The sequence below is a fragment of the Rothia dentocariosa ATCC 17931 genome, from assembly GCF_000164695.2.
Lineage (GTDB): Bacteria > Actinomycetota > Actinomycetes > Actinomycetales > Micrococcaceae > Rothia > Rothia dentocariosa.
In genome coordinates this window covers 877,697-891,188 of record NC_014643.1, presented here as the reverse complement: position 1 = coordinate 891,188, position 13,492 = coordinate 877,697, and the positions used below count along the sequence as shown (strand labels likewise).

The following is a 13,492-nucleotide window of genomic DNA, read 5'->3' as shown; positions in this document are numbered from 1 at the left end:
CCACTAGAATTGAGAAAGATGCGAATGGCAGAAGCTGGAGCTATATAAAAAGCATCAAATATCACCGAAATACACCGATGGGGAAGAATATATGACTTGGTTTAGTCTAATCCCGGCAACACTATTCGCTGTTGCCTGCGTATTTGTGCCTGGCTACGCGGTGGGTTGGGCTTTGAAAGTACCTCAACGTTTTCGCGTTGGATTTGCTCCGCTTCTTTCTATAGCGGTGATTAGCCTTGCCGCAATTGTGACGGGCAAAGTTGGTATACATTGGGGTGTAATCCCTCTCCTCGTCTTTATGGTTGTTCTGGTGGGCATCTTATGGGGAGCATATTATTTACTTGGAAAGCGATTAGAAGTTCCGCAACCCTTCTCCCTCAAAGGTGTATCTTTAGGCTGGCCCTTAGCAGGAGCTATAGTAGGCGGAGCTCTGTTGTCACACACTACCCGAGATATGGTGTATGGCCCGGAGGCATTTTCCCAGAGCCTTGACAACTCATTCCATCTTAATGCTATTCAATGGATTGAGGATCATGGCGATGCTTCAAGTCTGACGCTTGGTGCTTTAGCCGATACTCATCATTCTCCTGTTTTCTACCCAGCTGGGTGGCATGATCTTGTATACCTGGTGTACAGCACCTGTGGGGTAAGTATTCCAACAGCAACTATTGTGACTATCTTGGTTACGGTTGGGTTTATCTGGAGCTTTTCTTTTATCGCACTTGCTTTAAGCATTCCGAAGGTATCGCAGCTTCAGGCATTAGCAATTCCGGCTGTTACGTGTGGTTTTTTCGCGTATCCTGGATTGTTGCTGCGCTGGGGAGTTCTTTACCCAAACCTTATTGGGTATGCGGTTATGCCTGCTGCAATTGCCCTCATAATTTTGACCGTGCGCGCTGTTGTTAAAGGTCGGTATCAGAAGCTCTGGACTTTAATTCCTACACTACTCTTAGGTTTGATAGGTTGTGCTTTGGCGCATCCAAACGCTCTTGTGAGTGTTGCTGTGTTCGTGGTTCCTTTCTTGCTTGCCATGATTGGAAAGGTTGTGCGTACCTACCGCAAATCCCGACAAACAGCTATTGCAGGCGGAATAATACTTGCAGCTTTAGCTACCTGTGTAGCAGTTTGGTATATGATTCGCCCCGGTGAGTTCGCTAGTAATACCTGGACTTCCGTGATGTCTGAGGGTGAGGCAGTTTATCAGTTCTTATTCTTTGGACTGGAGAATGCAAACCAGTTAGGCGATAAGTTTGAGCCTAGCTACATTATGGCGTTTTTGACCCTCTGGGGGGCAGGATATCTTATCTATAAACGCAGGAATTTATGGATTATCACAAGTTGGATACTTGTAGGGTATTTATGGGTAATTTCTGCAAGCGTTGAACGAGGTCCATTCCGTATGCTCATGGTTAGCCCGTGGTATACCGATCACTTCCGGTTGGCGACTCTTGTAGTCCTTCCCGGTGTCATCCTTTCAGGTATAGGCCTTGGTGCTATTGTTCAGAGTGTACTTAAATTTGTTTTGGCTCGTTTGCCCCGTGTGAACGATACACGTTATACGCAGGTATTACTTGTTGCGAGCGCCGTGATTGTGTTGGTAGCGGCAGGTTTTACTTCACGCACTCAGGCGGTACATGACGCCACACTTGCGGTATCAAAGGAATACCGGATAGAGCCTTCGTCAGTCATAGTGTCCTCTGATGAAATGAACGTTATTGAGCATATTCCAGACTACGTGCCTCAAGGGGATATTATTGCTAATAACCCGTGGGATGGCAGCCCATACATATATTCGCTGGTGCATCGTAACTTGACGGGATACCACTTCGATTTCAAGACAGACGAAAAGTATCGCCCAATCTATAAGCACCTGAAAGATGCTAAAACTGATCCTGAAGTCTGCAAAGTGGTTAATGAAAATAACGTGCACTGGTACGTCCACTTCAAGAACCCGCTCAATTTCGGTCCAGATGCTCAGAATCTTTACGATGGTATGTCTGATGCCGTTGAAAATGGTGTTCTTACTCCTGTGTATACATCAGGTGAGATGGGGCTATATCGTATCTCTGCATGCGACTCCTGAGCATCTTCATAAGGGTTTGTGCTTGAAGGTAACTCATGCGTGTGGGTAAGAATCTCAATAAGTGGTAAAAAGCGTATGGTTCTGACTGATAGACTGAGTACAGTCATAACACGTGTATTCCAGTATCACCGAGAGGAATCCCCTACGCATGAGTTCAGAGAGTTCGCAGCCGATGCCGCGCACACTCGTCATTATGCCTGCGTGGAATGAGGAAGAGGTTATCGGTAACACCATCACTGAGCTCTTACAGAGGGTTCCCGAGGTAGATCTGGTTGTGGTGAATGACGGCTCCACGGATCATACCTCAGAAATCGCGCGCAGAGCCGGTGCTTTTGTGATCGATCTGCCCTACAACATGGGGGTAGGAGCGGCAATGCGCACCGGGTATAAATATGCTCGCCGAGCTGACTACGATTATGCGATGCAGGTGGATTCCGACGGTCAGCATGATCCTATGTGCATTCCAGATTTGATTGCGCACGCGCAGGACTGGGATATTGTTATTGGCTCCCGATTTGCGGGCTCGGGCGAATACAACGTATCTGGCCCTCGAAAATGGGCGATGAGCCTGCTTTCACACCTTTTCACCCGCGCCGCGAAAACTCCTTTCACCGATGTGACGAGCGGCTTCAAAATCGCCAACCGCAGAGGTATCAAGTTCTACTGTAAATTCCTGCCCGCCGAGTATTTAGGCGATACCATCGACGTTACCGCTATGGCTATTCGACAGGGTCTGCGTGTGAAGCAGACCCCCGTGAGAATGCGCGAGCGTCAAGGCGGAACACCTTCCTCCGGTCCGGTGAAATCGGCGGTTTATCTTGTTCGTTCACTCTTTGCCTACTGGATTTCGATGAACCGTAAAAAGACTGATAGGAAGGATCAGCATGAGCGCTAGTATATTCTTCCTTATCGTTGCGCTGTGTATTTGTACGCTCGTTATTATTCAGGTGCGCAACCTGAAGATGAAAGAAAAATACGCGGCCCTGTGGCTGGGTGTCGGTGCCGCCATTATTGTGCTGGGAATATTCCCCGGACTGCTGGACGGTATTACCGAATTTGTGGGTTTAACGCTGCCGGTTAACCTGCTCTTCCTGCTCTCTATAGTGCTGTTGATGTCCGTATGCCTGCACCTCACCTTAGAGGTCTCCAGGCTTTCGGAGAAGACGCGCATCCTTGCCGAAGAAGTGGCTATCTTGCGGGCGCTTCACGAGCAGCCCGGTGGTGCGCCAGCGCATCGCACCCCGCAAGATCCCGATCAAGACCCCCAAGACTCAACCTCTGGAGCTGAACACGATGACCGTTGATATCCTCTTCCCCTACTACGGCGATGTTTCAATGATGAAACAGGCTGTGCTTTCTATCGTGCGGCAGACCAACCCCGACTGGCGCCTGATTGTAGTGGATGACGGCTACCCGGACGAGTCTATTCCCGGCTGGTTTGCCTCGCTGAACGATGAGCGCATCACTTATATGCGCAATGAAACGAACCTGGGCGCGAACGCCAACTACCGTAAGTGTCTGACCTTTGTAGAGAACGACCTTGTAACCGTTATGGGTGCGGATGACGTGATGCTCCCCAACTATGTGCAGTGGCTGGTAGATTCCGCCGCCGCCCACCCAGAAGCCAGTATTTTCCAGCCCGGTGTGGTGGTTATTGACGAAAATAATGCGCTGTCTAATACCCTTGTGGAGCGCACGAAAGAACACTACCGTCCTGCGGCAGAGGCGGTTCTTCAGGGTGAAGAGCTCGCGGTCTCTCTGCTGCGCGGTGCCTGGTTCTATTTCCCCTCGCTCGGTTGGCGTGCTGAGGCTATTGTCGATACCGGATTCCGTGAAGGCCTTAACGTTATCCAAGATATGGCGCTTATCCTCGATATTACGATGCGCGGCGGCGCCCTCTACTACGATCCGCAGGTAGCCTTCATGTACCGGCGTCACGGTGGTTCCGACTCGTCATGGCGTGCCCTGGAAGGCACCCGCTTTGAAGAGGAACGCGGCTACTACAAGACGATGGCCGCCGAGATGGACGAGCTCGGGTGGAAGAAGGCAGCGCGGGTGGCGCGCATCCGCTTCTCATCCCGTGCTCACGCGCTGACGCTGCTTCCGAAGGCGGCCCTGGCGAAGAAATGGCAGGGTGTGAAGAACCTTGCCGTTCATGTGGTGAAGTAAGGTCCTATGGCTGGCGCGAAGAACACACCCCAGGATGACCCCGCCCCAGAGAACATAACCCCCGAGAATACGGATCAGCAGGGCACAGCCGGCGGGACTATCAGCCGGTATCAATCGATGGCGCTTTTAGCGTCCTCGGTGTTGACGGCGCTGGCGACTTTAGGCACTACCGTTATCGCTAATCATGCGCTCGGCGGTATCCAGATGAAAGAGTTTCTGCTGTTCTGGGGTGCGCTCTTCGCGGTAACCGGTATTATTACGGGCATTCAGCCGGAAGTAACCCGCGCGGTTGGCGCAGCACGGCGTGACGGCGTATACCGGGTGCGCGTGGTATATGTTGCCGGTGCTTTCGGTCTGTTAGCGGGGCTTCTCGTGGTGCTCACCTCCCCGCTGTGGGCGCACGATCAAATTCCTACAAATACCCCGTGGGCGGTAGGATCCATTGCCGCAGGTGTAGCCTTTTACGCATTGCAGGCAACCATGAGCGGTGCCAGTGCTGGGCGCGACAGCTGGTATCTCTTCGCCGGGATCGGCGCCCTAGAATCGGCGGGTCGTCTCGTGCTGATGATCGCCGCAGCATTCGCGGTTCCCACGCTCACGGGTCTGGAAGTCGCCACCGTAACCCCTATGGCGTTGTGGATACTTCTTGCCCTCTTTCTTCCCGGCGGGCGCAAAGCCTGGGCGGCACGCGCCGATATTGAGGTCAAACAGCTCAGCATGAACCTGATCTGGTCGTTCCTGTCCTCGGCATCCGCTGCTGTGATTATGATGGGCTTTCCCAATATTTTGGACGGCAGCGAGCCGAACCAGAGTGAACACACCAAACTCGTTATGGGTGCGCTCTTTTTGGCGATTTCTATTACGCGCTCGCCGATTATGATTCCCCTGCAGGCGTTTCAGGGGGTGGCTGTTTCGGCGTTCTTGAAGCAGCAGCATCGCCCGTTAGCGGCTTTTCTAAAACCTGCTGTAGCGGTGCTGGGGCTCGGGGCGTTCGGCGCCGGTGCCGCATACCTGGTAGCTCCTATGCTTTTTAGGCTGATTTACCCGCCGGAAGCTAATCAGAATGATGCTTATGCCGAAGTTATCACCGGTACAGTCATGGCGGTATTGGTTTTTGCCTCCGCCGTGCTGGCGTTAATTTCCCTGTCGGGGAATATGGTGTTGGCGATTGGGCGCCATCGTGCGTATGTAACGGGGTGGGCAACCGCCGCTGTGGTAGTTATCGCGGTAGCGTTTTTAACTCCTCTTCCGGTGGTGGGGCGAGCCCTAGTTGCGCTCTATGCGGGCCCTATCTGCGGGTTCGTGGTGCATCTGGCGGCGATGAGGATTCACGCCCGTTCCACGCAGGCGCTCAGTGAGGGCGAGGCTTTACGGGAGATGCTGGTTGAGAATACCTCACGAGGTGAAACCCACTAATACGTATAGAAAAGGGGCGGCTACGATAAGCCGCCCCTTGATGCTTTTATGAGAACTGTATGGGATGCCCCAGAGGACGCGGTATCTGAGCCGCTGCGGGCTCATCCGCCTGTGATGCGGGCGTATCTGATGTACTGTGCGTGGGTGGTGGGGATGGTTCCCTGCGTTTGCTGCCCGTCACGATGGGATGCCGTGCCAGGTTCATCGCGGGTTTTTCGATAAACATCCAGGAAAGCCAGGCAATACCGAAGGTGAGTATCAGATCCAAGAAAATATTGGCCGCTAAGCCCAGGGATACCGACCCGAGCATCACCAGGATTTGTTGTACTGGCCACGCATACACATATACGCCATAGGAAATGTCATTGGTGCGCGCCCAAGAAACGTTGATGGAACATCCTAAACCAATGATTCCGTAAGCGAGAATAAGCTGGGTCCACTGCAAAACATCCGCATACGGCGCCAACCATGTGAAATACACCCCGGCTGCAACGCACAGAGCCGACAGCACCGGGTAAACCCTGATTTTGCGGCTGAATAGGTAAAGTAGGGAACCCGCAAAGAAAAGCGGGTACATACGTGCCGAAGCGTTGAGGTCGCGCGGGTGAAGCCCGAAGGCTTGGCTCATAAAGTCGTACCCCAGATATTGGTTACACAGGTAGTAGCTCAGGCTTATGAGGTATGCCAGCGGAATAAAGATTTTCAGATTCTTGCGAATCAAGGGCAGGTAAAAAAGCGGAAGTAATAGGAGGTAGCAGAAGAATTCATATTCTAGGCTCCAGACAGACCCATTCCATGAAGGAAATTCCAGAGGAACGTCAATGGGCCCGCCAAAGAGCGGATACTGAAGCGCCATCAGATCGTAATTGCTGCGAATGTAGTGAAGAGCATCTGCCCAGTCCCACCCCGTTGCGGCGTGCCCCGTTATGACCGAGATCGGGCCGCCAAGGGCAACCACAAAAAGAATAGAAACCCAATAACCGGGAAAAATACGGAGCACACGTTTCACAAGATAAGAACCTGCCCCGCTGCGGTAGGCGCTATGCGCAATCAGAAAACCTGAAATGCAGAAAAATGCATTAACCGCGTAGTCACCAAATACATAAAAGTTGTGCACAATAGGGTGCTCGTCTACTTTGGCGCCCATGACAAGGTAGGGTGTATGGGAGAAAATCACACAAGAAGCGAGAATAAGTCTTAAAAAATTGAGTGAATTGGCACGCTCAAATACCCCTTCATAAAGCGTAGGGTATCTCTGTATATTGTTATGCAGCACGCGGTTGCTCCTGAGTTATTAGATGATCTACAGTGACCATCAGTGAGTGACACAAACTATCTAAATTCTACCTGAACAGTGTGATTTAGATGAGATTATTTAACGGTAGAAATTTAACAGTCTTTCTCGGTGAGCTCACTTATATATTGAGGGCGAGTTTATGCTTCCACAAATTTCGCAGCGTTGCGTCAATATACTGTGGGTAAACCCCTCAACGATTTCTCGGAGTAAAACTTATTAGGGCAGAATCCAGCGGCGTACCGGAGGAATGAGCCGCAGCATCCACACAATCGCGGCGGATAAAGCCCACACGAAGAGTGCATAGGGAACTTCCCACTGCACTTTAGTCAGCGAGAAGTTTACCGCCTGTAGAATTTGGATGATAAGAAGATGTACCAGATAAACCCCGAACGTGAGAGCCGCAAGGCGTTTTAGAATATTCTGCACCGTGGGCGATGCTTGGCCGATGCGTGAATACTTGCAGAACACCAAGACCGCGCTTGCCCATAAAATTGCTGGAACTGCAAGGTATCCGTGTGCCAGAGGCACGAATGTTGGGCGATGCTCAATTAAATAAGCACTGCCGAAGATAAATCCTCCTAATCCCACGATGCCCAACAGATAAATAGCGATGCGCCACGCACGAGAAAATTCGGTATTGGCAAGTGCATACCCAAGAAGACAGAACCCAAGATACCCGGTGATGGGTGCAACAAACTCGGGTAGGACGTGAGGGTAGATCAGGTGGATTGCCTGGGTGATAATCGGTAAGACAAGTCCGAGTGCCGCCATAAGCCAGAAGAATCCGGTGCGTGCCGTGGTAGTTTGTTCCGTCTGAGCACCACGTATGGCGTAAGAGAAAATCGGAAGCACTAGATAGACGCCGACTAAGGCCTCAAGATACCAGAAGGTGGCTGCCTCGCTGCTGGGGGCTACTAATGTTCGCAGAATTTCGTGAACTCCGGGAAACGGAGTAGAACCCGTCCACATATGAACGAAAAGATAGACCTGCGCCCATAAGATCATGGGAATCAGAATTTTGGTAAAACGCTTGCGATAGAACGTTCCTATAGACTCGCGGCGAGTAAAATCCAAGAGATTAATGCCAGTCGCCATAAAGAATAGAGGAACTGCCGCAACCCCGAAGCCAGATAGGATATTTTCAACCCACCACGCCGAAGATGAAGGATTATCCGGGGTAATAAAACGCACATGCAGGAGTACCACCCACATGATTGCCACCGAATTGATGAGGTCAAGGTACACACGGCGCTGCTTTGAGGATTTTGTTCCCTTAAGGTGAAGGGAATTATCGCGTGTGGAGCCTACCATACCAACCCTTTGTGTTTTATGACTGCTGTTTATGCTTATAGATACGTGACAGTACCAAAATTCATATTCTACATTTTATAAGTACGTTTTATATATATTCCGTATAAAACACGGTAGAGTTTTGGGGAAGTTTTAAGAAGTACTCCCGCTGCTCCAAAAACTCGATTGGTGCGAAGTGTTGTGAGCGCTTGCGTATAGGTGAAACCTTTGCGGCATTCACGTAGTGTCTCTCGCGCACTGTCACCGCCGACCACTAATGCTTGCTGGGCGTTGTTAAGAAACGCAAGAACTCGCGCGACGGTTAGGGCTTTTTGCGCATCGGGTTTGCTGCGGTGCTCTCCGAGAGCTTCCTCAAAATATGCGATGAGGCGATGTGTTTCTTCTACCGGGGTAATGCGACTCCATGTCAGACTGTCTGGAGTTACGGAGTAGTTGTAGAGAGGATCGTCTATTACTGATACGCTCTGTGCCGCCAAGTAGCACTTGAGGAGAGCGCATTCATCTTCGGCGCGCTCAATATCGGGGTAACGAACATCGTTGAAAAGAGAACGGCGAATGATTTTATCCCAAGCGTAGGGGGAAAGTTCATCTTGCAGAAGCTCGTAAGCTGCTTGTTCACCGGTGCGTATACCCGGTGTACCCTTGAGGCGTTTAGTCTTGTGCCCCCGCGTATCTACCATGTTATGAGCACAATTCACCACGTCTGCCCCGGTAAGCTCAGCCTGCTGATGTAGCCGTTCCAAAAAGGTAGGTTCGAGGGCATCATCGGAATCGGGGAAAACTACCCAGTCACCTCGTGCATGTTCGAGCCCCTGATTACGCATAGCAGAGAGGCCTTTGTTTTCGGGGTTGTTGAAGATGTGGATGCGGGTGTCGGGGTTTTTCTTGTGGTATGCGGTGATGATGTCGGCGGAGTCATCGGGGGATCCGTCGATCATGATGAGGAGTTCAAAGTTGGGGTCTGTTTGGTTTCGGACGGATTGTATGGCGTTGATGACGGTGTTGGCGGTGTTGTAGACCGGCATGATGATGCTGGTACGAGGGGTACGCATAAAATTTTTCCTGGATCGATATAGGGTTAAAGGCCGTAGTTACGTTTGACATAAGCGCCGTAAAGCACCCGGTATAGCTTTGGCGAGAGCTTCAAGAGAGCACCCGCAGCACCCATGAGTGGGCGTGAACGCAGAGTCGCAAAAACCTGACCCCACGAAAGCTGTTTTCGGCATGCGGAGATAACGCCGGATGCATCCGAACCGCCGGCAAGAAGAGCCTGCTGCGCATTATTGAGAAAGGTGACGCTTGTAGATGCGGCAAAAGCGTTTTTGCCTCGCGGGGTTTTCAGTAAATCTCCGGCAACGCGGCGCATATAGTCAGTGTGGCGAATACTCTCTTCAACGGGTGTGATGCGCCCCCAGGTCAGCCCGCCCTGTTCCATCCTGTAGGTGTAGAGGTGATCGGTGATGCCGACCAGGCGCTTCGCCTTCATGCAGCAGGCAAAGACGACGAGGGCATCTTCTGCGCGATGAATGTCTTCGGCGAACCGCACCCCATCAAATAGTTGGGCACGGAAGATTTTATCGCACATGAACCCGGTGTAGCGGTCTTCCAAAAACTCAATGGCAATATCTTCGCCTTCGTGCACTCCGGGGGTAACTTTTGCCCGGTGCACTTCGGTACCGTCGCTGTGTCTGATGGTATGCCCGCATACGGCGATGTCGGCATCGTGAGTGCGCGCCGCCTCGTGAAGTTTTTCGAGGAATTCGGGGTGGTATTCGTCGTCTGAGTCGATGAAGGTGATCCAGTCGCCGCGGGCTGCGTCGAGTCCTTGGTTGCGTACGGCGGAGACGCCTTTATTTTCGGGGTTGTTGAAGATATGGATGCGGGTGTCGGGGTTTTTCTTGTGGTATGCGGTGATGATGTCGGCGGAGTCATCGGGGGATCCGTCGATCATGATGAGCAGTTCAAAGTTGGGGTCTGTTTGGTTTCGGACGGATTGTATGGCGTTGATGACGGTGTTGGCGGTGTTGTAGACCGGCATGATGATGCTGGTACGAGGGGTACGCATAGGATCTCCGTCTTTGTAGGGTAGTCTGCTACTCATGCTACCGCGAGTATAAGAGTTTACCTATCGGAAGCATGTTTAAGACGGATAAAGCTCCCGCAGGCTCCCTATAGGCGCGGGGAATCTGCGGGAACTTATATCTTGAGAAAGCTCATGGTCTAAAATCTCGGATAGATTTTAGATGCCTTCCTGGTGTGCAATCTTCTCTAGCAGAGGCAGAATGCCGGGGCGTTTTTTGCCGGTTTTGGAGGGAGCACGTATTACCTGCGTTGTGACGCGGAATGTGAGGTGCTCTCAGCTGCGTGCGAGGTTCGTTCTGTGCACCAGTTTAACCACAACCTGATGATGGTTAGCGCCAGCGCAGCCCAGGCGCTCGCCTGCTCTTGGCTGAGCAGGCCGTACACCTGCAGAAGAGTGGCTACCGCAGGAATGATCGCGTTGAGATGCTTAAACCAATTGAACCGCTGAACTGCTCGTCGTTTTTGCTGGCGCGGTTTTTGTGTGCGTGTCATAGTTCGTCCTTTCTGCTGGTTGAGATGCGGCGGCGGGCGGCAGGTTCTATCTAGAGGGGTATGCTGTGGGACCTTGTGACAGCATACCCGAAACGAAAGAGAAAGTCATGCGTTTTGATTGAATTATTAATGCAAAACACGATTAAAACCCTGGAATTTCGGGCATAATGAATGATTTTGTAATATTTATGACCCGAAAAATAAATCAGTCTGCTAGACTGGTGGCATGGCTATCGGTGACTACATCAAATACAAGACAGGACTCTCCCAGCGGGCGCTCGCCGCCGAACTCGGCATGAACCCTAACGCTATTCAGCGGCGATTCTCGGGCGCTGGAGTAATGGATGTAGAAACCCTCGTTAAGATAGCCGACCGCTTCGGGCTTGACCTGCTCGACCTCATGGTCGAAAGCGGGCTTATCACCACCGCTCGCGCTAAATCCCTGCGGGTGGGCGGGTCTATTCGCGATGTTTCCAACGAAGACTTAATGGGCGAGGTGCTGCGCCGCATGACGGCGGTGCAAACCCGGGAACAGCCGATGCGTGCCACGGTACCCCCTGCCACCCCCGTGGAGGTGCCTGCTGCCGCACCCGCACAAGCTGGGCGAGCAGTCGCGGGTGCCGCGAGCGGTGCATCCGGCGAAGGGGATCGCAAATACACGGCAGAGGACTACGCCCTGGCCGCAAAGCGCGGCGAAATCTATGACAGCGAGGAGGGATTCTTTGGTGCCTAGCTACGATCCCTACACTCACGCACACGCGCTCGGGGTCGATATAGTCTGGGGAACGCCCGGGCACGGAATGCTCGGTCGCTACGACCATGCCAGCCGCACCATTACCCTGCGCGAAGGAATGCGCACCCGGCAAGAACGCTCCGTGCTCGCCCACGAACTCGTGCATGCCGTGCGCGGAGACGAGCACGATGCTTGGGATGCATCCTATAGCGCCCGCCGCGAACGCAGCTGCGACCTGCTCGCCGCAGAAAATCTGATCGACCCGGGGGATCTGCGCCGCGCCGCCGCCTTCTACCCGGATAACCTGCCCGCGCTTGCCTATGAGCTTGACGTAACCGAGGAGCTTTTGGTGATTTACCTGGATGCGCATCCGCTTACCGTGGCGCAGGCGTAGTTTTAGCGAGGGCTCGCTGTCGCTAGAAGCAGCGCTATTTTGGGTATTCGGGGTGCAGAAATTTCGGGAGCATTTTCTTCATCTGGGAGCACTTAAGCCGCTCCCGCATGAAGAAAATGCTCCCGTTTTACGGGCGAGTGTATTGCTGCCAGCACCCATTCTTTGTGTGAGAGATGCGTTTCTGTATCTTCTATAACAGATAGCTGTTACTATTAAGGTGTCTGCTATAGAAAGGATAATCTCATGAAAGCCCTCAACATCACGCAGTACACCGGCATCGACGGGCTGCAGTACCAGGACGTGCCCGAACCCACCCCAGGCCCCGGGCAGGTTACCATTCGTGCAGAATACGCGGGAGTCGGGTATGTCGATGCGCTTCTCGCTGAAGGCATGGCAGAGCTTCCGCTTCCCTGGGCACCAGGTATCGAAGCCGCGGGGCGCATCCACGCCCTCGGTGAAGGAGTAACCGGCCTGCGTGTGGGAGACAAGGTTGCGGCTCCGCTGACCCTGCTGGGTGCAGGAGGCGGCTTCGGCCAAATCTGCCTGGCGCAGGCAAACCTTGTGGCACCCCTGCCTGCAGGCATGAACCCGGCATTGGCGGCGGTCGTTCCTGCTAATACCCCTACAGCCCTTGCGGCGCTCGAACGCACCGCGCGTCTGCAGCCCGGCGAACACGTGCTGGTGCAGGCTGCTATGGGTGGTCTGGGTACGCAATTCGGGCAGGTCGCCAAGCTTATGGGCGCCGGAAAGGTGGTCGGCATTGTCAGTACCGAAGAAAAACGCCGACTCGCCCTTGACCTCGGCTACGACGAGGTGTGGCTGCGCGATGAACTTGCGGATAAGAGCGGGCGGCAATTCGACGTGATTATCGACCCGGTTTCTGGACGCAACCGCCCCGAACTCCTTAAACTTCTGCGTTTCGAGGGGCGGCTGATCGTGGTGGGCAACGCCGCTCAAGACGGGGATCAGACGGTGGGCACCAATACCTTCTGGTTCGACGGTATCAGCATGATGGGCTTCAACATCGGGCTGCTCTCCAATGCCTACCCCGATATTTCTACTGCCTATCTGCGCCGCGCTTTGGCGTTGGTTGCATCCGGCGAGGTGACGGTGCCAATTCAGGAGGAAGTCGATATTCGCGACGGCGCCCAGGCTTTAGGGCGGCTTCGCGCCGGTAAAACCATCGGAAAGTTCGTTTTCAAGCACGAACCATACGGGGAATAAGCCCAAACGGGAAGATAGATAAAAATTCCGGGGGCGATGGTTAAGGCTTTGAAGGATGAATGCCCAAGGCAAACCATCGCTCCCGGAACTGTGTTCATGCCACGTGCTCGGAATAAAGCCCCTCAACGCATGCAGCTTTCCGGCTAAAAACACGACAGGCACCGGAATGTATACAAATGCCACGAATACGGGTTTAATGCCTCAAAAACAACACGAAAAGCCTCAAATATTGCTCAGAGCGGAAGCATATGTGATTTATCTCCGCAATAAAAATATTTTCCTGCCGGATTT

Annotated in this window: 13 protein-coding genes; 8 read left to right on the top strand and 5 right to left on the bottom strand. The window is 52.8% G+C overall.

Translation table 11 applies throughout. From position 1 onward, the window contains the following. Window positions 1-172 precede the first annotated feature (172 nt). The 5 genes from HMPREF0733_RS03975 (at window position 173) to HMPREF0733_RS03955 (ending at window position 5,668) form a co-directional block, all read left to right on the top strand. Window positions 173-2,083 (top strand): DUF6541 family protein, encoded by a 1,911-nt coding sequence (locus HMPREF0733_RS03975; protein ID WP_244864836.1) that lies wholly within the window; start codon window positions 173-175, stop codon window positions 2,081-2,083. Window positions 2,084-2,231: 148 nt separating this feature from the next. Beyond that, on the top strand, window positions 2,232-2,978 hold the full coding sequence (locus HMPREF0733_RS03970) for a glycosyltransferase family 2 protein (protein WP_013398098.1): 747 nt from the start codon (window positions 2,232-2,234) through the stop codon (window positions 2,976-2,978). Further along, complete coding sequence (locus HMPREF0733_RS03965; protein ID WP_004005880.1) at window positions 2,968-3,387, top strand: DUF2304 domain-containing protein; 420 nt, start codon at window positions 2,968-2,970, stop codon at window positions 3,385-3,387. The genes HMPREF0733_RS03970 and HMPREF0733_RS03965 overlap by 11 nt, the downstream gene beginning before the upstream one ends. Beyond that, window positions 3,377-4,252 carry a glycosyltransferase family 2 protein gene (locus HMPREF0733_RS03960; RefSeq protein ID WP_004005879.1) on the top strand — a complete coding sequence of 292 codons (876 nt, stop codon included), beginning with the start codon at window positions 3,377-3,379 and terminating at the stop codon, window positions 4,250-4,252. The genes HMPREF0733_RS03965 and HMPREF0733_RS03960 overlap by 11 nt, the downstream gene beginning before the upstream one ends. 6 nt (window positions 4,253-4,258) lie before the next feature. After that, the gene (locus tag HMPREF0733_RS03955; RefSeq protein ID WP_013398097.1) at window positions 4,259-5,668 is read left to right on the top strand and encodes a hypothetical protein; all 1,410 of its coding nucleotides are present in this window, start codon (window positions 4,259-4,261) and stop codon (window positions 5,666-5,668) included. Window positions 5,669-5,714: 46 nt separating this feature from the next. On the opposite strand, the gene HMPREF0733_RS03950 is transcribed toward HMPREF0733_RS03955, so the two are convergent. The 5 genes from HMPREF0733_RS03950 to HMPREF0733_RS03930 all read right to left on the bottom strand — a co-directional run bounded on the left by HMPREF0733_RS03950 (window position 5,715) and on the right by HMPREF0733_RS03930 (window position 10,850). Further along, window positions 5,715-6,944, bottom strand: coding sequence for an acyltransferase family protein (locus HMPREF0733_RS03950; protein ID WP_244864835.1), 1,230 nt, complete (start codon window positions 6,942-6,944; stop codon window positions 5,715-5,717). A gap of 237 nt (window positions 6,945-7,181) precedes the next feature. After that, window positions 7,182-8,276: an acyltransferase gene (locus tag HMPREF0733_RS03945; RefSeq protein WP_013398095.1), complete on the bottom strand. Its 1,095-nt coding sequence runs from the start codon at window positions 8,274-8,276 to the stop codon at window positions 7,182-7,184. A gap of 68 nt (window positions 8,277-8,344) precedes the next feature. Continuing rightward, window positions 8,345-9,328: a glycosyltransferase family 2 protein gene (locus HMPREF0733_RS03940; protein ID WP_013398094.1), complete on the bottom strand. Its 984-nt coding sequence runs from the start codon at window positions 9,326-9,328 to the stop codon at window positions 8,345-8,347. A 26-nt stretch (window positions 9,329-9,354) separates the two neighbouring features. Next, complete coding sequence (locus tag HMPREF0733_RS03935; protein WP_013398093.1) at window positions 9,355-10,341, bottom strand: glycosyltransferase family 2 protein; 987 nt, start codon at window positions 10,339-10,341, stop codon at window positions 9,355-9,357. Window positions 10,342-10,598: 257 nt separating this feature from the next. Then, complete coding sequence (locus HMPREF0733_RS03930) at window positions 10,599-10,850, bottom strand: hypothetical protein (RefSeq protein ID WP_013398092.1); 252 nt, start codon at window positions 10,848-10,850, stop codon at window positions 10,599-10,601. Between the two features lie 226 nt (window positions 10,851-11,076). Here HMPREF0733_RS03930 and HMPREF0733_RS03925 point away from each other — a divergent pair, with 226 nt between their 5' ends. From HMPREF0733_RS03925 to HMPREF0733_RS03915, 3 genes are all read left to right on the top strand, one after another. Further along, window positions 11,077-11,583, top strand: coding sequence for a helix-turn-helix domain-containing protein (locus HMPREF0733_RS03925; protein WP_013398091.1), 507 nt, complete (start codon window positions 11,077-11,079; stop codon window positions 11,581-11,583). Next, window positions 11,576-11,977, top strand: coding sequence for an ImmA/IrrE family metallo-endopeptidase (locus tag HMPREF0733_RS03920; RefSeq protein ID WP_013398090.1), 402 nt, complete (start codon window positions 11,576-11,578; stop codon window positions 11,975-11,977). The genes HMPREF0733_RS03925 and HMPREF0733_RS03920 overlap by 8 nt, the downstream gene beginning before the upstream one ends. Window positions 11,978-12,220: 243 nt before the next feature. Beyond that, a complete protein-coding gene (locus tag HMPREF0733_RS03915; protein ID WP_013398089.1) occupies window positions 12,221-13,201 on the top strand; it encodes a quinone oxidoreductase family protein in 981 nt (326 codons plus the stop codon). Window positions 13,202-13,492 lie beyond the last annotated feature (291 nt).

What these genes read in the sequence shown, in the direction of transcription:
- HMPREF0733_RS03970 (WP_013398098.1), top strand. Translation starts at nt 2,232, where the DNA reads ATGAGTTCAGAGAGTTCGCAGCCGATGCCGCGCACACTCGTCATTATG.
- HMPREF0733_RS03965 (WP_004005880.1), top strand. Translation starts at nt 2,968, where the DNA reads ATGAGCGCTAGTATATTCTTCCTTATCGTTGCGCTGTGTATTTGTACG.
- HMPREF0733_RS03960 (WP_004005879.1), top strand. Translation starts at nt 3,377, where the DNA reads ATGACCGTTGATATCCTCTTCCCCTACTACGGCGATGTTTCAATGATG.
- HMPREF0733_RS03955 (WP_013398097.1), top strand. Translation starts at nt 4,259, where the DNA reads ATGGCTGGCGCGAAGAACACACCCCAGGATGACCCCGCCCCAGAGAAC.
- HMPREF0733_RS03945 (WP_013398095.1), bottom strand. Translation starts at nt 8,276, where the DNA reads ATGGTAGGCTCCACACGCGATAATTCCCTTCACCTTAAGGGAACAAAA.
- HMPREF0733_RS03940 (WP_013398094.1), bottom strand. Translation starts at nt 9,328, where the DNA reads ATGCGTACCCCTCGTACCAGCATCATCATGCCGGTCTACAACACCGCC.
- HMPREF0733_RS03935 (WP_013398093.1), bottom strand. Translation starts at nt 10,341, where the DNA reads ATGCGTACCCCTCGTACCAGCATCATCATGCCGGTCTACAACACCGCC.
- HMPREF0733_RS03930 (WP_013398092.1), bottom strand. Translation starts at nt 10,850, where the DNA reads ATGACACGCACACAAAAACCGCGCCAGCAAAAACGACGAGCAGTTCAG.
- HMPREF0733_RS03925 (WP_013398091.1), top strand. Translation starts at nt 11,077, where the DNA reads ATGGCTATCGGTGACTACATCAAATACAAGACAGGACTCTCCCAGCGG.
- HMPREF0733_RS03915 (WP_013398089.1), top strand. Translation starts at nt 12,221, where the DNA reads ATGAAAGCCCTCAACATCACGCAGTACACCGGCATCGACGGGCTGCAG.